Below are 17,611 nucleotides of genomic sequence, written 5' to 3'. Positions count from 1 at the left end.
TCCTACTCCTCAAAATAGAAAATTCCCCGATCCAATTTTTCTTGTAGTGGACGATTGTTATTTTCTAAAACTTCTTCTCTAAATTCTTCAATAAAACGTCGGGACATTTTCCCCACTTCATCAAAAACGAACCAATTGATCGGTCCCTTCGTAGGTGGTGTGGTCAATGAACCGACATAATGAAAGTGACTTCTTCGACGTGGTAAAAAAATTGTTGGATCAAAAATCTCCAGATGATTGTCAAAATCCCACGAATCGCCTGCTGTAAAAGGCATTTCTTGTTCACACAATTGAAATAAAACGCCAACGACCAGGTTGTTTCCTGCTTTATCCATATGGACCAAATGAAATTCGATTTCCTTTTGTTCTCCATCAAGCCAATGTTCACTAGGCATGTGGTAATGAATATCTGTCAGCAGATATTTTCTTTCTTCAAAAAGGACATAGCTGGTGCAATCATAGGGAACGAAATGAATCGTATTTTTAAATTCTTTTTCCGTAAAACGTTCTTTTTGATAGTGAAAACTGATTGGCTTAATTCCTTTTTGCTGCGTCTCTGATCGAACCAATGAAATTGGTGATTGAAAAGGAAATTCTGCACCTTCCTGATACCAATCACATAAGGTGTGCCAATATTCTGGTCCATTTTCTCCTTGATAACTCCAAGGAACATCCATGTTTCGCTTCAACCTGTTACCTCCTAAGTTTAAGAAATAAGGATTTCATTGATTTCTTCTAAAAATTTCTGATCACCGTAAAAGCGCTCATCCAGTAATTCTGGAAAAATGTTTTTAAAGAAATATTCGACACTTGGACGATGTTGAAACTGCTTGATCGTCTGTACCGATTCTAAAAACATTTCTCCGAATACCTTTTCCGGATTATTTTTATTGATTTCTTCAAAGGATTCATACAAAAGATCTACCTTATCGGCGATCGCCAAAATTTCCCCTTCCACCGTTTCATCTTTTCCTTCCGACAAGCGGCGTCGGTAGATTGCTTGAAACTCAGAGGGAATTTCTTGGTGAATAAATTCATCCGTCATTTTTTCTTCCACATGTTGCAACATCGCCCGCAATTCAGGACTGGCGTATTTGACGGGTGTTTTGATATCACCGATAAAACGCTCTGTATAATCATGATTCAACGCTTTTTCATAAAGGGATTTCCAGTCGATTGCGACACCGTTCATCTCCTCAATATCCCCTAAAACTTGTGCAATAGAAGCGACGCGATAGGAGTGTGCTGCAACACTGTGTTCGGTAAATTTAAAAAAACCTGGTGCTCGGTAAATTTTTTCCAGATTGTTCAATCCTAGCAAATATTCATTCAATCCCATAACGTTCCCCGCTTTCCTATTGAGTTGTTTCCATCCTACCAAAAAAATTTCTGAAAATAAACAAAAAGAGACTAAAAATTGTTTAGTCTCAAAAAATCCATCACTGCAACCAATTCTCTGGATTTTCTTTCCATTTTTCCAATAATACAAGATCTTTTTGGTCGATATAGTTGGTTTCCAGAGCAGTTGCGACCAAGGCACTATAATTTGTCAGAGTTACCAAAGGCATTGCTGCTTTTTCAAAATTTTCTTTTCCTTTTGGTAGTTCATAAGTAAAAATTGCGGCTACGCCTAAGACATCCGCACCTTCTTTTTTTGCTGCTTCGCAGGCTTCCAGTACACTGCCGCCGGTGGAAATCAAATCTTCAATAACTACCATTTTTTGATTTTTAGTGATCCGACCTTCAATCTGGTTGCCTTTTCCATGATCTTTCGCCTTACTGCGGATATAAACCATTGGCAACTCAAGAATTTCTGCCACCCAAGCGGCATGAGGAATACCAGCAGTTGCGGTTCCGGCAATGACTTCTACTTCTGGGTAAAAGTCTTTGATTTTTTCTGCCAAACCTCTGGCGATTTGCTTGCGAACAGCAGGATAACTCATCGTGATTCGATTGTCACAATAAATCGGACTTTTGATGCCGCTCGCCCAAGTAAAAGGTGCACTAGGACTCAAAAAAACCGCTTCAATCTCCAATAAATCTTTTGCAATGGTCATTTCTAAGGTCATTGATTTTCTCCGTTCCATTCATTTTTGATTTTCAAATACGCCTCATATGGGTCGGCTGCTTGGGTAATAGGACGACCGACAACGATGTAACTTGCCCCATTTTTTCGGGCATCTCCGGGAGTAACCACTCGTTTTTGATCTCCAATTTCACTGCCTGTCGGACGAATACCGGGCGTGAGACAAACAAAATCAGAAGCAGTTGACTGTTTGATTTTTTCAACTTCCAATGCCGACGAAACAACACCGTCCAAACCAGCCTGTTGGGCACATTGGGCGTAATGAATGACACTTTCTTCCAGAGATACATTAATCCATTGATCTTCTTGCATTTGTTTTTCTGTCGTGGAGGTCAACTGAGTAATTGCCAATAACTTAGGACGTTGTTTTCCCATGGGCGTTCCTTCTTCCAGTCCCCGTAAAGCAGCTTCCATCATTTTGACGCCGCCTGCCGCATGGACACATGTGATGTCGACGCCTAAGTCAGCCAATCCCCGCATGGCTTTTTCGACGGTATTTGGGATATCATGCAATTTTAAATCCAAGAAAACATCATGACCATTGCGCTTTAACCAGCGAACGGTTTCCGGTCCTTCTTGATAAAACAGCTCCATACCAATTTTGACAAACAGCGGTTCATTTTTCGGGAATTTTTTAAAGAAAAGTTCGACTTCGCCGCGACTGGAAAAATCCAGGGCGATAATTGGTCGTTGATTCATTTGCGTTCCTCCACTTCTTGAATAAGTTGTTGGATTGATTCAATCCCCAGCTCTGCCATCCGTAGTGGCAATCCCTCGATAAGTTTGGGACAAATATAGGGATCAGTAAAATTTGCGGTTCCGACAGCTACTGCACTGGCACCGGCCATAATCATTTCCAGTACATCATCCACCGTCATGACGCCGCCCATACCGATGATTGGCAAATCCGACACGGCTGCGACTTGGTGAATCAATCGGATTGCGACAGGCTTGATTGCCGGTCCGGATAATCCCCCTGTTTGATTGGCTAAAATCGGTTTGCGGGTTTTTAAATCGATTCGCATCCCTAACAGAGTATTAATCATGGTGAAGCCATCTGCGCCGCCCTTTTCAATTGCTTGTGCAATAGGAACGATGTCGGTGACATTAGGAGATAATTTAACGTAGACCGGAACCGTTGCCACTTTTTTAACAGCCTTCGTCAGTTCGTAAGCAACTTTGGGATCTGTACCAAAAGCAATACCCCCATGTTTCACATTCGGACAGGAAATATTTAACTCAATAGCACGAACATTTGGTGCATCTCCAATTCGTTCACAAACAGCAACGTAATCTTCTTCACAAGCACCGGCAACATTTGCAATGATTGGTAGTTCCGGATATTTTTGTTGCAATTCCGGCAAATAGTCTTCCATCACGACATTCATTCCAGGATTTTGCAATCCGATGGCGTTCAACATTCCACTAGGGGTCTCAGCCACACGAGGAGTTTCGTTGCCAAATCGAGGTTGAGGAGTCGTTGCTTTGATCATAATACTTCCTAATTGATTCAAATCATAATATTCCCCGTATTCTTTGCCAAAACCGAAACAGCCGCTTGCCGGCATGATCGGGTTCTTCAAGGTTAAACCGGGAAGTTTTACTGAAAGATCCATTATAAAACCACCTTTCCAACGGAGAAAATGGGCCCCTCATCACAAACCTTCACGCTTTTTTCTCCTGTTTCATCCTCTTGCAAATGACAAACACAGGCATAACAAGCACCGATGCCACAAGCCATTCGTGATTCTAAAGAAAGCTGCGTGTTGGGATGTTGCTGGTAGAGTTGTTCGACTGTTTTCAATAAGCCATTGCTTCCACAGGCAAAAACAGCAGCCGGCGGAGCTGAGGAATCGGCTAACAAAAGATTGCCGACGTTGCCGTGAACACCGTAGCTGCCATCATCTGTGGCAATTCGGGTCTCACCCAATGCACAAAATTCTTTTTCGTAATATAAAACTTCTTTTGACGCAAATCCCAAAAAATGAACGGGGGTGACGCCTCGCTTCACCAATTGGCGGGACAGTTCATATAAAGGGGGAATACCAATTCCTCCCCCGATGATATATGCCTGATCTCCTGCTGCCAACTGACTTAAATCAAACCCATTTCCCAACGGTCCCAAAACATCAAGAAAATCACCAGCTTTTAATTCAGAAAAGACTCTGGTTCCATCTCCTTCGACTCGATAAATGATGCGACAGGTATTTTGAGAAAGATCGATTTGATTTAGACTGATGGGTCTGCGTAAAAGCAAATCTTGTCTTGGAACGCGAATATGCAAGAATTGTCCCGGAGTCTTCATTTCTTGAACTAGTTTTCCCGAAAGCGTCATTTCATAAATTTTCGGAGCCAAATTTTTCTGAGAGACAATAGTCATTAATTCCTGTTTCATGAGTTCCTCCTTCATCCTTTACTTTCAAAAAAAGCATGTAGATTTCTTGCTTGTCCGTAATGATTTTGTTCAGTAAAAACAGTCGTGTTAGATTGCCGAGGTAGTAAAGGCACGAGCTTCCATCACCTTCAAAATTGCTCCCGCAGTATCTAAGGATGTACATAACGGTACACCATGTTCGACAGCCTCCCGCCGAATTAAAAAGCCGTTTTGTGAGCTGCCTTGGCGATTTTTATCCATCGTATTGACTACCAACTGCGCTTTTCCTCTTAGATAAGCGAGAGCGTTTGGCTCTTTGTCACTATCAGAAAGTTTGCCTACTGCCTTGACACGAATACCAAGATTTTCAAAATAGGCCGCAGTTCCTTCTGTTGCAACGATGCTAAAGCCGATTTCTGAAAAACGCTGCGCTAATTCTGCCGCCTCTTCCTTCGTATCATCAGCGATGGTAAACAGGACTGTTCCAAATTCAGGAATATGCAGCCCAGCTGCTTCAAATGCTTTATAAAGTGCTTTTTCCAAAGTCTTGTCCGATCCCATCACTTCGCCAGTAGATTTCATTTCTGGTCCCAGATGGGTTTCCACCTTTTGCAGTTTTGTAAAGGAAAAGACTGGTGCTTTTACGTGAACCGTGGTGCTTTCTGGATAAAGACCATTTTGATAACCCAATGTGGTTAATTTTGTTCCTAAAATTGCTTTAGTCGCCAACTGTGCCATCGGAATGCCAGTCACTTTGCTTAAGAAAGGAACCGTTCGACTTGCCCGTGGATTAACTTCGATCACATAGACCTGATTTTCATGAATCACAAATTGGATGTTCATCATTCCAATACAATTCAGACCCAAAGCTAATTTGATGGTGTAGTCGGTAATGGTTTGTTTGATTTCTTCTGATAATTTTTGTGGTGGATAGACCGCCATTGAATCACCGGAATGAACACCGGCTCGTTCGATATGTTCCATGATCCCCGGTATCAGAACTGTTTCTCCGTCACAAATTGCATCTACCTCGCACTCGCTGCCGATGAGATAGCTATCTACTAAAACTGGATGTTCCGGAGATGCTTTGACTGCGTGTTCCATGTAATCTTCTAAATCTGCTTGATTTTCAACAATTTCCATTGCTCGTCCGCCTAATACATAGCTGGGACGAACTAGAACCGGATAACCGATTCGTTGAGCAATTGCGACTGCTTCTTGTTTATTCGTTGCGGTATCCCCTGGCGGTTGCGGAATATTCAATTCTTTTAATGCCTGTTCAAATAAATCACGGCTTTCCGCCCGATCCAAATCTTCAATGCTGGTTCCAAGAATTTTCACACCAGCTTTTTCCAGCGGCTCTGCTAAGTTGATTGCTGTTTGTCCACCAAATTGAACGATCACGCCCATTGGCTTTTCCAAGTCGATCACATTTTGAACATCTTCCAGTGTCAACGGTTCAAAATAAAGTTTGTCCGAGATTGAAAAATCAGTTGAAACTGTTTCGGGATTACTATTAATAATAATTGCTTCATAACCAGCGGCTTGAATGGCTTGGACCGAATGGACGGTGGCGTAATCAAACTCCACTCCTTGTCCGATTCGAATGGGACCTGATCCCAAGACTAAGACAGAATCTTTGTCGGATTTCATACTTTCATTTTCAAATTCATAGGTGCTGTAAAAATAAGGTGTTGTGGACTCAAACTCTGCCGCACAGGTATCCACCATTTTATATACCGGTAAAATTTGTGCATCTTTTCGTGTTTGTCGAATGATTTCTGTTTCACTCCCCCAAAGCTCAGCGATTTTACGATCTGCAAAGCCATGTTGTTTCGCCTTTTTCAAAAGAGGGAGAGCAAATGGTTGTTCCCTTAATTGGTCTTCGATCTCTGTGATGTGCAAAAGTTTATCCAAAAAGAATAAATCAATTTTCGTCATTTCGGCAATATCCTGGATTGTATACCCCCGACGAATAGCTTCAGCAACGTAGAACAATCGATCGTCTTGCGCTTTGACCATTTTTGTGGTCACATCATTATCAGAAAGAGTTTTTAAGATGGGTAACTCCACGTGATAGGTACCTATTTCCAGAGAACGAACGGCTTTTAACAAAGACTCCTCAATATTTCGCCCAATCGCCATCACTTCCCCAGTGGCTTTCATCTGGGTTCCTAGAGTTCTTTCCCCATGTTCAAATTTATCAAAAGGCCAGCGAGGGATTTTGGTTACGACATAATCTAAAGTTGGTTCAAACTCAGCATAGGTCGTTCCGGTTACCGGATTTTTCATTTCATCCAGCGTTAAGCCTACTGCGATTTTTGCTGCTAATTTTGCAATCGGATAACCGGTTGCTTTACTTGCTAAAGCGGAAGAACGAGAAACCCTCGGATTGACCTCGATAACATAATAATTGAAGCTGTGGGGATCAAGTGCCAATTGAACGTTACAGCCTCCTTCGATTTTCAAGGCGCGGATGATTTTAAGGGATGCATCCCGCAGCAACTGATATTCATGATCGGCTAAAGTTTGACTTGGAGCAAAAACAATTGAGTCGCCAGTATGAATTCCAACAGGATCAAAATTTTCCATGTTGCAGACGACAATTGCATTATCTGCTGAATCCCGCATCACTTCATATTCAATTTCTTTAAAACCAGCGATACTGCGTTCAATCAAACATTGGGTTGCCGGTGATAACTTCAATCCGTTTTCAGCAATCTGCCGTAGTTCTTCTTCGTCGTCACACATTCCGCCGCCGGTACCCCCAAGGGTGAAGGCCGGACGAACAATGACTGGATAGCCGATGGTTTTGGCAAACACGACCGCTTCTTCTACCGTAGTAATGATTGCTGATTCAGGAATCGGCTGTTCTAATTCTTCCATCAATTTTTTAAATAAATCCCGATCTTCCGCTTGATCGATGGCAGCTAATTTAGTGCCTAATAATTCGATACCTAATTCATCAAGGATTCCTGAATTGGCTAATTCAATCGCCATATTTAATCCAGTTTGTCCACCTAATGTTGGCAGCAAAGCATCTGGATGTTCCTTTCGCAAAATTCGAGAAACGAATTCAAACGTAATTGGTTCAATGTAGACTTGATCAGCAATATCTTTATCTGTCATAATTGTCGCCGGATTAGAATTGACCAGCACAACTTCATAGCCTTCTTCTTTCAATGCAAGGCAGGCTTGTGTCCCGGCATAATCAAATTCAGCTGCTTGACCAATCACGATAGGTCCAGAGCCAATCACCATGATTTTTTTTATATCTGTCCGTTTTGCCATTGATGCTGCCCCTTCCATGTATCCATCATTTCTATAAATTCATCAAATAAATGCAAGGCATCATGTGGTCCCGGAGCCGCATCCGGGTGAAATTGCACACTGAATGCCGGATAATTTTTATGACGAATCCCTTCGATCGTTCCATCATTGACCTCGGTATGAGTAACCATTAGGACCTCTGGATTAATAGATGCTTCGGTAACAGCATAGCCATGATTCTGTGAAGTAAAATCAATTCTGCCGGTAGCAATTTCGCGAACCGGATGATTTAATCCCCGGTGTCCAAAGGGCATTTTATAAGTATCTGCACCATTGGCTAAGGCAAAAAGCTGATGCCCTAAACAAATTCCAAAAATCGGTACCTTTCCTTGAATGTTTCGAATCATTTCAATGGCTTCCGGTACATCTTTGGGATCTCCCGGTCCATTGGTCAGCATTACGCCATCCGGTGATAATTCTAAAATCGTTTTTGCAGGAGTATTGTAAGGTAAAACCGTAAGATTACATTGACGATTAGAAAGTTCGCGTAAAATACTGTGTTTCAGCCCAAAATCGATCACCACGACATTATGGCCGATTCCAGGACTAGGATAAGGTTTTGAAGTAGAAACCTGTGCCACTTGATTTGTTGGCAGTACAGCTGCCTTCAATTGGTCGTAAGCATGAGTAAAATTTTCCTCTGTAACGATACTGGCCTTCATGGTTCCGTACTTACGCAATTTTTTTGTTAATGCCCGGGTGTCGATACCAGAAATTCCAGGGATGCCTTTTTGTTTCAAAAATTCTGCTAAAGTCCATTGATTCCGCCAATTACTGGCTAAACGGGCGTGTTCCTTGACTACAACCGCCTTGCAGGTTGGGGCAATTGATTCATAATCATCTCGATTGATTCCATAATTTCCAATCATCGGATAGGTAAAAGCAATGATCTGTCCATTAAAACTTTGATCCGTGATCGTTTCTTGATAACCGGTCATACTTGTTGTAAACACAATTTCACCGAATACATTCGTTTCTGCGCCGAATCCTTCACCTTCAAAATAAGTGCCATCTTCTAAAATCAACCAACGCTTCATTTTTCTTCACCTTTTTTCCAAACAAGTTGTCCATTTACGAAAGTATAAAGGGTATCACCATATACCTCCCATTGATCAAAAGGCGTGTTGACTGCCTTTGATTCAAACTGATCTGCTGCAATGCGATGCGCATGTTGAAGATCAAAAACTGCCAAATCAGCTTTTCCGCCAATCGTCAATCGACCAGTCTCCAAACCGAATATTTCTGCCGGTTTAACGGCCATCCATTCAATGACCTGCGCTAATGTAAAGCGGCCGGTTTTTACAAAATGGGTATAAATCAACTGAAATGCGTATTCCGAACCCACAATACCAAATGGTGCTTTTAAAAAACTTTGATTTTTTTCTTCAAATCCATGGGGGGCGTGATCCGTGGCGATGCAATCAATTGTTCCATCTAAAAGACCTTCAATCAGCGCTTCTTGATCTTCTTTTCCTCGTAATGGTGGGTTCATTTTCCAATAACCAAAATCATTCGGAATATCGTTTTCGTTAAGAATTAAATGATGAGGGGAAACTTCTGCGGTAACGTGAATTCCGGCTTTTTTCGCATCTCGGATCACTCGTACACTTTCTTTTGTTGAAACGTGGCAGACATGGTAATGACATCCAGTTTCTTCCGCCAGTAGTAAGTCACGAGCAATCTGAGATGATTCCGTAGCGCTGAGAATACCCGGTAAATCTAATTCTTTTGCTTTATTTCCTGCGTGCATCACACCACCGAAGAGTAAGGACTCATCTTCCGTATGGGCAACCAGAGCCATATTGTTTGCGGCAGCGGCTTTCATTGCCAGATACATCGTTCCAGCAGTTTGAACGCCGACACCGTCATTGGTAAAAGCAAAGGCTCCCGCTTTTTTTAGAGCTTTTTGATCCGTCAAAACTTCACTACGAAGTTTTTCAGTGATGGGTGCATATTGTAAAATATTGACAACGGCATCTTTTTTGATAATTTCATATACGGCAGTCAATTTTTCTGCTGTATCTGGAACCGGATCAAGATTTGGCATCGCACAAACCGTGGTAAATCCTCCTCGAGCCGCAGCCTTACTGCCGGTTTTAATCGTTTCCTTATAAGTGTAGCCGGGTTCTCTTAAATGGACGTGAACGTCGACTAATCCTTGGGTGATCAATTGTCCTTGGGCATCGAATTCCTCATCAAAAACGGTATCAAACGCCGTTCCGATTGCCTTGATTTTTCCCTCTTCGATCCAAATTTCTACAGGAATCAACTGATTGTCGTGGGAAATGATCTTCCCATTTTTAATGAGTGTTTTCATCTGCAACTTCCTCCAATTTTTAGGCTTTTCCTGCTAGAACAGCTTCTAATATCGCCATTCGGACAAAAACACCGTTTGTCATTTGTTCAATAATTCGTGATTGCAGTCCTTCCACTAAGGAATCTGCTAACTCGACATCTCGATTCACTGGTGCCGGGTGCATGATGATTGCTTTTGGACGCATTTTTTTCGCCCGTTCTATGGTTAAACCATAAGCTTCGTGATACTCTTCTTTTGAAAAACTTTCTTCTTCTCCGTGGCGTTCATGCTGTACCCGTAGCATCATCATAACGTCCACTTCAGAAACAAGTTCGTCAAGAGGGAGAAAATGACCGTAAACTTCAAATTCAGGGTCGTACCATTCCTCTGGTCCGGAGAAAAAGACTTTCGCGCCTAAACGTTTCAACATCTGCATATTTGATTTTGCTACACGAGAATGGGTGATGTCTCCTACGATGGCTACTTTTAGTCCATCAAAATGACCGAACTCTTCGTAAATTGTCATCAAATCTAGTAAGCATTGCGTTGGATGTTGGCCACTGCCATCTCCACCGTTGATAATCGAACATTGGATGGTTTTACTTTGGATCAATTCATCGTAGTAATTCTCATCTCCATGACGAATGACAGCCACATCTACTCCCAAAGCCGACATCGTCAAAACGGTGTCATAAAGCGTTTCGCCCTTTTGAACTGAACTGGTAGATGCTTCAAATTCAATGACTTCCAGCCCTAATTTTTTTTCTGCTACATCAAAACTTTTATGAGTCCGAGTGCTATTTTCAAAAAATAGGTTTGTCGCAAAATACTGCTGCTTTTCTGGTGTCCATTTTGCACCGGCTTTAAATTCTTGCCCGCGTCGGATCAATCCCATAACTTCCTGATCGGTCAATGCCTCAACGGTTAATAGATGTTTCAAACTGATTCTCTCTGACTGAATGATCATGTTTTACTTCCTCCTGTTCGCTTCTGGATGTTTCCGGTAAGATCAGATTTAAGATGATGCCTAAGACAGTTGCTAAAGCCATTGCTGAAAGTGTGAAGGTTCCAAATTCGAAGATCAATCCGCCGATACCGATGACCAAGATCACCGAAGCAATTAAAAGATTTTTCTTTTTATCAAAGTTGATTTTATTTTCAATCAGTATTTTCAATCCGCTTGCTGCAATAACCCCGAAGAGGATAAAGCTGATACCTGCAATAACTGGACCAGGAACGCTCAGGATCAAGGCACTAAGTTTACCGACAAATCCCAAGACAACCGCAAAAGCCGCGGCTCCCCCGATAACGAAAACGCTGTGTACCCGTGTAATTGCCAGCACACCGATATTTTCGCCGTAGCTGGTTACCGGAGGTCCACCGACGAAACCGGCTACGATTTGAGCCAAGCCGTCCCCCATCAAGGTTTTATGCAAGCCCGGTTCTTCGAAAAAGTTTCGCTTAGTCAATTTATTTAAAACCATTAAATGACCAATGTGTTCCGTCATAGTAACGAAGGCAATGGGTGCCATCGTCGTGATTGCATTGATATGAAGTTTTGGTGTGTACTGTAGAAAAGGAACTTCGAAGTTTGGCATGGCAAACCAAGGAGCGTCAATAATTGGTTGTGTATCAACGATTCCAACCAGCAATGCGATCAAATAGCCGCTGACGATGCCCAGAAGAATCGGAATCAATCCCAAGAATCCTTTTAGCCACATGTTGAAGAATATTGTTAATCCCAGTGTCAGTAAAGCGACTAAAACATATTTGAAATCATAGTGATCGCCATTGTACATGGCATTGTTGGCGGCATTTGCTGCTAGTCCCAACCCAATTACCATGACTACCGGTCCAACGACGATTGGCGGTAGGATTCTATCCAACCAAGCAGAACCGATTTTTCTAACAATCAGAGAAACAAGGAGATAAACCAGCCCCGTGGTGATGGCTCCTTGCGCGATTGCCGGATAGCCATCTGATTTCATTAAAAGCTGCATTGCAGCGATAAAAGCGAAACTGCTTCCTAAGTAAGCGGGAATTTTTCCTTTTGTTGTTGTGAGATAGACCAAGGTTCCAAGTCCAGAGCTGACAAGTGCAATTCCCGGATCGATACCCACTAGAATAGGTACTAAAACTGTTGCGCCAAACATCGTGAATAAATGTTGCAGGCTGAGCCCCACCCAGTGAAGCGGCTTTGGTTTATCATGAATATCCAGTACAGCATCTTCATTGCGAAATTCTTTTGCCAATCAAATCATCTCCTAGTCGTTTTCTTTATTAATTAAAATTCGGTCTTGTCCATCTACTTCTTCCATTTCAACGATGATTTCCTCAGTCAATGACGTAGGAATGTTTTTTCCGACATAATCAGCACGGATCGGCAGTTCCCGGTGTCCTCGGTCAACCAGCACCGCCAATGAAATTTTTCGTGGACGGCCAAAATCCATGATTGCGTCCAGTGCTGCACGAATTGTTCGACCGGTAAATAATACATCGTCGATAACAATAACTTCCTTGCCTTCTAATGCAATGGGAATCGATGAAGAATGGACTTCTGGATCTTCATTTGTTATTTTATGATCATCACGGTAAAGGGTAATATCTAATTCTCCAACCGGTACCTCGATTTCTTCTAATTGTTTCAAACGTTCTGCAATTCGTTGTGCAAGATAAATGCCCCGCGTTTTGATTCCTACCAGCACCAAATCCTCGATTCCATGGTTTCTTTCGATAATTTCGTAGGTGATTCGAGTCAACGCCCGTTTCATAGTAACTGCATCCACGACTTCTTTTCTTGACATATTTATTCCCTCCTAATTTTTGACACAAAAAAACTCCTACCCGTTTATCAGGTAGGAGGTATGTTTTCAGAGCAACCACTGTATGTCCTTAGGCAGATTATTCTGTCTCCAAAGGTATACGGATGTCATCCAGCAAGGTGTGATAGTAGCGCACTACTCACACGTCTCACTCATCTCCTTCCTAGCCTCACAGGACTACATTAAAGGATAACTATTAAATTTTTTGTTAAGATAACGATACACTTTTTGTTATGAAAAAGCAATGCCTTCTCGTAATTTTTTTAAAGTTTTTTCAAAAATCTCTGGTAGAGGTGCTTCAAAAACCATTTTTTCACCGGTTCGAGGGTGAGTAAAGCCTAACAATTTTGCATGGAGAAATTGTCCATTGCCCTTCAATGTTTTACGAGGGCCATAGATAGGGTCGCCAGCAACTGGATAGCCAATATATTGCATATGAACTCGAATTTGATGAGTTCTCCCCGTCTCCAATTGTAATTCCACCAAAGTGAAGCCTTCAAATCGTTCCAAAACAGTGAAGTGAGTAGTTGCCGGTTTTCCCTCTTCCGTGACCGCCTGTGTTTTACGATCAACTTTTGAACGGCCAATAGGTGCTTCAATCGTGCCTTTTTCATGTGAAATCACACCATGAACTAATGCGACATACTTGCGCAAAGAAGTTTTTTCTTTTAATTGTTTAGCAAGCGCTTCATGTGCAAAATCATTTTTTGCAATCATCAACAAACCGGAAGTATCTTTATCGATTCGATGGACGATTCCTGGACGAACAACGTCATTGATGGTTGAAAGATCTTTTAACTGATAAAGCAGTCCATTTACCAACGTGCCATGGGAATGCCCTGCTGCTGGATGCACCACCATTCCTTGAGGCTTATTTACTACTGCAACATCCTCGTCCTGATAAACGATGTCAAGATGCAAATTTTCAGGAATCAGATCCAAGGTCTCTGGATCGGGAATCGTAATGAGGTATTTTTCACCCGCTTTGACTTTTGCATTGGCTTTGACCGGTACACCCTCTAATGAAACTGCCTGACTTTTCAGCCATTGTTGGATTTGGGAACGACTATAATCTGGCAAGCGTTCAGCCAAAATCTTGTCCAAACGCCCTTTTTCCTCTTGAATCGTGACGCTAATTTGTTTAGGCATGGGATTTCTCCTTCGTTTTTTCATCCCAAATGCTATAGATGAAAATCATGATTACTCCGATAACTAGCGACATATCCGCAACATTGAAAATCGGGAAATTGATAAAATCGGTTTGGAACATATCGACAACGTAACCTAAACGAACCCGATCAATAAAATTGCCTAATGCACCAGCAATAATCAAGGTCAGCCCAAAGGTAAAAAATTTGTTACCGTGACGATTTTTAACTAACAAATAGCCACATACGCTGACAGCAATGATGGTTACGACAGCAAAAAAAACAATTTGCCCTTCCATCATGCTCCAAGCTGCACCAGTATTACGAATATGAGTTAAAGAAAAAATATTTGGAATGACGGTTTGACTTTCACCCAGCGCAAAATTCGCCACCGTCCACCACTTGACAATTTGATCCAGAATCAGAATCAACAAACAGGTAAGTAAATAAATGATTAACAAAAAATTCAACTCTTTTCTAAAGGGGTCTATAAATCACGAGGTCGAATGATACCTAAAAGGTTGCCATTCGGATCCCCATCTTTGGTAATTAAAATAGCTTCAATTAGTCCGTCACCATGAAACAATGTCTCGATTTCAGCAACCGTCGTTTCGGCAGAAACAAACCGGTAGTTCGTTTTTTTGCCGTCAGAAATAATCAAATCACGAGCAGTTCGCCCGTTTAATTTGATTTCCCCCTTCAAGCTTTCTCGGGCAAACCAGTAACCCAACGCCCGTAAAGTAATCAAGCCTTCAAAACGCCCCTTCGTATATAAAGGAAACTGGGAATATTTCTCCTCCGCAATAGTCGCTAAAATATCTGTAATGGGCATTGAAATCTCAAATCCAGTCACATTTTTCCTGAAACGAGGCAAAACTTTTTCCGGTTGCAACAGTTCCTGTTCGATTTGTTTGATTTTATCAACTGCCCATTGATTCGGTTCAGCAATGATAAAATCTTCGTCAATTCGATCATGAACGATGGCGTTTCTAAGCTGAGCCATCTGCAAAAGATCTTCTGCATGATTGCCCACTGGCAAATTTCGCTGCTTGGATAAACGGCGCACCATTTCGCTAAATCCCATATTTCGGGGATTGCCTAAAATATCTCGCAACCACTTTTCAATTCGATTAAAACTTATTAAAAATGCATCAGCTTGTTTGGCCATTTTTATTCTCCTCACCTATATTATTGTTACGAACTTCTTTTATCACGTAGGCTTTTTGCAGAAAACGCCATAAAAAGAGAAAAAAGAAAAGGATTAAAATCAAACTTAGGATCAGACTTCTAAACATCAACGGTAAAAACAGCATCAGAATAAAAAACGCAAGATAGATTTGCACCATCTGAGGATTCATTTCGATAATTAGGTCCAATACCTCTTTTTGAGAATGAAAATGATACACTTTGCTTTTCAGGAGATAAAAAGAAACTTGGATTGAACAGCTGGCTGTCGGAATATCTTGTTCTTTGGTTTGATCATGATTGATAAAAAAAGCATTTTTATTCAAAAGAACTTTCAACGGACTGCCCATTCCATAAAATCCAGTTTTTCGAGTGACACGAACTTTCATGCTGAACCTCCTTATTATCCGGTACATACGGAAAAATTACAATAGAAAAATCAATCCTTGTTCTCTAAATGCCTGCATTTTGTTCATTTTATTACTACTACTCTTAGTTTAGTAGAGACAAGCAAAAAAAGCAAAAAGTCTGCGAAAGTCCCAAAACAACAGAAAAAAATCTGGTCAATTAAGTCCAGATTTTTTATCTTTACTATCCATTTATTCTTTAGAACAATCCAATTGCGTGTCCGTCTTCATCAACGTCCATATTCAAGGCGGCTGGTTTTTTCGGCAAGCCAGGCATGGTCATAACGTTGCCCGTCAGAGCAACAATGAAACCTGCACCTAGTTTAGGAATGAATTCCCGAATCGTCAAGGTGAAGTCCACTGGTGCACCCAATTTCGTAGGATCATCAGAAAATGAGTACTGCGTTTTCGCCATACAAAGTGGTAGTTTGTCCCATCCTTCCTTTGTGAATTCAAGCAGCTGTTTCCTTGCTTTAGGTGTGAATTGAACATCTGACCCACCATAAATTTCAGTAACAATCTTGCGGGCTTTTTCCTCAAGGGATAGTTGATTACCATACAAAGGCTGAAAATCGGTTGATTGTACAGCAATCCCGGCAATCACTGCCTCTGCAAGTTCTGTGCCACCCGCACCGCCTTTTTCCCAAACTGCGGTTCGCTTAACTGTAACACCTAATTTTTCACAAGCTTCTTCGATCAATCTCATTTCGGCATCGGTATCCGTAAGGAACTCATTGATCGCAACAACAACTGGAATACCATAGCGTTGCATATTTTTAATATGTCGCTCTAAATTAACAAATCCACGGTCAACCGCTTCGACATTTTCTTGTTGTAACTCATCCTTCGCAATACCACCATGAAGCTTCAATGCACGAATAGTGGCAACGACGACAATCGCATCCGGTGCCTTTTTTAAATTAGGAACTTTGATGTCTAAAAATTTCTCTGCCCCTAAATCTGCCCCAAAGCCTGCTTCAGTAACGGTATATTCCCCCAACCGCAACGCAAGTTTTGTCGCCATCACGCTGTTACACCCGTGAGCGATATTTGCAAAAGGACCGCCATGGACAAATGCCGAGGTTCCCCCGATGGTTTGAACCAGATTAGGTTTTAGTGCATCCTTCAGTAATAAAGTTAAAGCTCCCTCAACATTTAAGTCGGATACAAAAACCGGTTTTTTTTCATAAGTATAACCAATCACGATTTTACTTAATCGGTGTTTTAAGTTTTGCAAATCAGTTGCTAAGCATAAAATCGCCATGATCTCACTGGCAACGGTGATATCAAAACCATCTTCTCGAGGAACCCCTTGAATTGGACCACCCAGACCTACAATGACCTGGCGCAAGGCACGGTCATTCAAATCTACTACCCGTTTCCAGATCACTCGCCGGGCATCGAGCCCCAATTCATTTCCCTGTTGGATATGATTGTCGATCAACGCCGCTAATGCATTGTTTGCAGTCGTGATAGCGTGCATATCGCCGGTAAAATGAAGATTGATGTCTTCCATCGGCAATACTTGCGCCTGTCCGCCACCGGTCGCTCCGCCTTTAATTCCCATTACAGGGCCAAGAGAAGGTTCCCGCAAGGCAATCACGGTTTTTTTATTCAATTTATTTAAAGCATCTGCTAAACCGATTGTTACGGTAGATTTCCCTTCACCGGCTGCGGTTGGATTGATGGAAGTGACTAGAATCAGTTTTCCTTCCGGTTGTTGTTCTAAGCGTTGAATAGCCGGCCAATCGATTTTTGCTTTGTATTTGCCGTATAACTCCAAATCATCTTCTGTCAAGCCAATTTTTTCAGCGATTTTTCTGATTGGCTGTAAGGCTGCTGCTTGTGCGATCTCAATATCTGTTTTCATGAAGGAACCCCTTTTTTACGAACTATTTTCATTTTATCACTACTATTTGTTCAGTTATTTACCATTATAACGAAAAATAAATAAAAATACAGC

The 17,611-nt window shown here is 41.7% G+C and carries 17 protein-coding genes; all 17 read right to left on the bottom strand.

The genetic code is table 11. The features are described 5' to 3' along the window. Window positions 1-2: 2 nt before the first annotated feature. Entirely contained in the window at window positions 3-689 is a 687-nt protein-coding gene (locus BN1875_RS13000; protein ID WP_048605241.1) for a carbonic anhydrase family protein, read from the bottom strand. Between the two features lie 17 nt (window positions 690-706). Beyond that, window positions 707-1,339 carry a YfbR-like 5'-deoxynucleotidase gene (locus BN1875_RS12995; RefSeq protein ID WP_048605240.1) on the bottom strand — a complete coding sequence of 211 codons (633 nt, stop codon included), beginning with the start codon at window positions 1,337-1,339 and terminating at the stop codon, window positions 707-709. A gap of 100 nt (window positions 1,340-1,439) precedes the next feature. Further along, a complete protein-coding gene (gene pyrE, locus BN1875_RS12990) occupies window positions 1,440-2,069 on the bottom strand; it encodes an orotate phosphoribosyltransferase (protein ID WP_048605239.1) in 630 nt (209 codons plus the stop codon). Continuing rightward, window positions 2,066-2,785, bottom strand: a complete 720-nt coding sequence (pyrF, locus tag BN1875_RS12985; RefSeq protein WP_048605238.1) for an orotidine-5'-phosphate decarboxylase — start codon at window positions 2,783-2,785, stop codon at window positions 2,066-2,068. Before pyrF ends, pyrE begins: the two co-directional genes overlap by 4 nt. Beyond that, window positions 2,782-3,702: a dihydroorotate dehydrogenase gene (locus tag BN1875_RS12980; protein ID WP_048605237.1), complete on the bottom strand. Its 921-nt coding sequence runs from the start codon at window positions 3,700-3,702 to the stop codon at window positions 2,782-2,784. The genes pyrF and BN1875_RS12980 overlap by 4 nt, the downstream gene beginning before the upstream one ends. Beyond that, the gene (locus tag BN1875_RS12975) at window positions 3,702-4,481 is read right to left on the bottom strand and encodes a dihydroorotate dehydrogenase electron transfer subunit (protein ID WP_048605236.1); all 780 of its coding nucleotides are present in this window, start codon (window positions 4,479-4,481) and stop codon (window positions 3,702-3,704) included. Before BN1875_RS12975 ends, BN1875_RS12980 begins: the two co-directional genes overlap by 1 nt. Window positions 4,482-4,568: 87 nt before the next feature. Further along, window positions 4,569-7,751 carry a carbamoyl-phosphate synthase large subunit gene (gene carB / locus BN1875_RS12970; protein ID WP_048605235.1) on the bottom strand — a complete coding sequence of 1,061 codons (3,183 nt, stop codon included), beginning with the start codon at window positions 7,749-7,751 and terminating at the stop codon, window positions 4,569-4,571. Further along, complete coding sequence (locus BN1875_RS12965; RefSeq protein ID WP_048605234.1) at window positions 7,730-8,827, bottom strand: carbamoyl phosphate synthase small subunit; 1,098 nt, start codon at window positions 8,825-8,827, stop codon at window positions 7,730-7,732. The genes carB and BN1875_RS12965 overlap by 22 nt, the downstream gene beginning before the upstream one ends. Continuing rightward, entirely contained in the window at window positions 8,824-10,107 is a 1,284-nt protein-coding gene (locus BN1875_RS12960) for a dihydroorotase (RefSeq protein ID WP_048605233.1), read from the bottom strand. The genes BN1875_RS12965 and BN1875_RS12960 overlap by 4 nt, the downstream gene beginning before the upstream one ends. A 19-nt stretch (window positions 10,108-10,126) precedes the next feature. Then, window positions 10,127-11,053: an aspartate carbamoyltransferase catalytic subunit gene (locus BN1875_RS12955; RefSeq protein ID WP_048605232.1), complete on the bottom strand. Its 927-nt coding sequence runs from the start codon at window positions 11,051-11,053 to the stop codon at window positions 10,127-10,129. After that, a complete protein-coding gene (gene uraA / locus BN1875_RS12950; protein WP_048605231.1) occupies window positions 11,004-12,338 on the bottom strand; it encodes a uracil permease in 1,335 nt (444 codons plus the stop codon). The genes BN1875_RS12955 and uraA overlap by 50 nt, the downstream gene beginning before the upstream one ends. 12 nt (window positions 12,339-12,350) lie before the next feature. Next, window positions 12,351-12,890, bottom strand: a complete 540-nt coding sequence (gene pyrR, locus BN1875_RS12945) for a bifunctional pyr operon transcriptional regulator/uracil phosphoribosyltransferase PyrR (RefSeq protein WP_048605230.1) — start codon at window positions 12,888-12,890, stop codon at window positions 12,351-12,353. Window positions 12,891-13,139: 249 nt separating this feature from the next. Next, on the bottom strand, window positions 13,140-14,057 hold the full coding sequence (locus tag BN1875_RS12940; protein ID WP_048605229.1) for an RluA family pseudouridine synthase: 918 nt from the start codon (window positions 14,055-14,057) through the stop codon (window positions 13,140-13,142). Continuing rightward, window positions 14,050-14,517: a signal peptidase II gene (gene lspA / locus BN1875_RS12935; RefSeq protein ID WP_048605228.1), complete on the bottom strand. Its 468-nt coding sequence runs from the start codon at window positions 14,515-14,517 to the stop codon at window positions 14,050-14,052. Before lspA ends, BN1875_RS12940 begins: the two co-directional genes overlap by 8 nt. Window positions 14,518-14,543: 26 nt before the next feature. Next, window positions 14,544-15,224 carry a CBS domain-containing protein gene (locus tag BN1875_RS12930; protein WP_048605227.1) on the bottom strand — a complete coding sequence of 227 codons (681 nt, stop codon included), beginning with the start codon at window positions 15,222-15,224 and terminating at the stop codon, window positions 14,544-14,546. Continuing rightward, window positions 15,208-15,630, bottom strand: coding sequence for a hypothetical protein (locus BN1875_RS12925; protein ID WP_048605226.1), 423 nt, complete (start codon window positions 15,628-15,630; stop codon window positions 15,208-15,210). Before BN1875_RS12925 ends, BN1875_RS12930 begins: the two co-directional genes overlap by 17 nt. 217 nt (window positions 15,631-15,847) lie before the next feature. Further along, window positions 15,848-17,518 carry a formate--tetrahydrofolate ligase gene (locus BN1875_RS12920; RefSeq protein WP_048605225.1) on the bottom strand — a complete coding sequence of 557 codons (1,671 nt, stop codon included), beginning with the start codon at window positions 17,516-17,518 and terminating at the stop codon, window positions 15,848-15,850. Window positions 17,519-17,611 lie beyond the last annotated feature (93 nt).

This window comes from Enterococcus massiliensis (assembly GCF_001050095.1).
GTDB classification, from domain to species: Bacteria; Bacillota; Bacilli; order Lactobacillales; family Enterococcaceae; genus Enterococcus_C; species Enterococcus_C songbeiensis.
Note: the sequence above shows the minus strand (reverse complement) of the source record. Positions and strands in the feature narration are given on the sequence as shown.

Excerpts from the sequence above, each read along its gene's own strand:
- pyrE (WP_048605239.1), bottom strand. The coding sequence starts at position 2,069 with ATGACCTTAGAAATGACCATTGCAAAAGATTTATTGGAGATTGAAGCG.
- BN1875_RS12980 (WP_048605237.1), bottom strand. The coding sequence starts at position 3,702 with ATGGATCTTTCAGTAAAACTTCCCGGTTTAACCTTGAAGAACCCGATC.
- pyrF (WP_048605238.1), bottom strand. The coding sequence starts at position 2,785 with ATGAATCAACGACCAATTATCGCCCTGGATTTTTCCAGTCGCGGCGAA.
- BN1875_RS12955 (WP_048605232.1), bottom strand. The coding sequence starts at position 11,053 with ATGATCATTCAGTCAGAGAGAATCAGTTTGAAACATCTATTAACCGTT.
- BN1875_RS12975 (WP_048605236.1), bottom strand. The coding sequence starts at position 4,481 with ATGAAACAGGAATTAATGACTATTGTCTCTCAGAAAAATTTGGCTCCG.
- BN1875_RS12995 (WP_048605240.1), bottom strand. The coding sequence starts at position 1,339 with ATGGGATTGAATGAATATTTGCTAGGATTGAACAATCTGGAAAAAATT.
- BN1875_RS12930 (WP_048605227.1), bottom strand. The coding sequence starts at position 15,224 with ATGGCCAAACAAGCTGATGCATTTTTAATAAGTTTTAATCGAATTGAA.
- pyrR (WP_048605230.1), bottom strand. The coding sequence starts at position 12,890 with ATGTCAAGAAAAGAAGTCGTGGATGCAGTTACTATGAAACGGGCGTTG.
- BN1875_RS12940 (WP_048605229.1), bottom strand. The coding sequence starts at position 14,057 with ATGCCTAAACAAATTAGCGTCACGATTCAAGAGGAAAAAGGGCGTTTG.
- BN1875_RS12960 (WP_048605233.1), bottom strand. The coding sequence starts at position 10,107 with ATGAAAACACTCATTAAAAATGGGAAGATCATTTCCCACGACAATCAG.
- carB (WP_048605235.1), bottom strand. The coding sequence starts at position 7,751 with ATGGCAAAACGGACAGATATAAAAAAAATCATGGTGATTGGCTCTGGA.
- BN1875_RS12925 (WP_048605226.1), bottom strand. The coding sequence starts at position 15,630 with ATGAAAGTTCGTGTCACTCGAAAAACTGGATTTTATGGAATGGGCAGT.
- BN1875_RS12920 (WP_048605225.1), bottom strand. The coding sequence starts at position 17,518 with ATGAAAACAGATATTGAGATCGCACAAGCAGCAGCCTTACAGCCAATC.
- BN1875_RS12965 (WP_048605234.1), bottom strand. The coding sequence starts at position 8,827 with ATGAAGCGTTGGTTGATTTTAGAAGATGGCACTTATTTTGAAGGTGAA.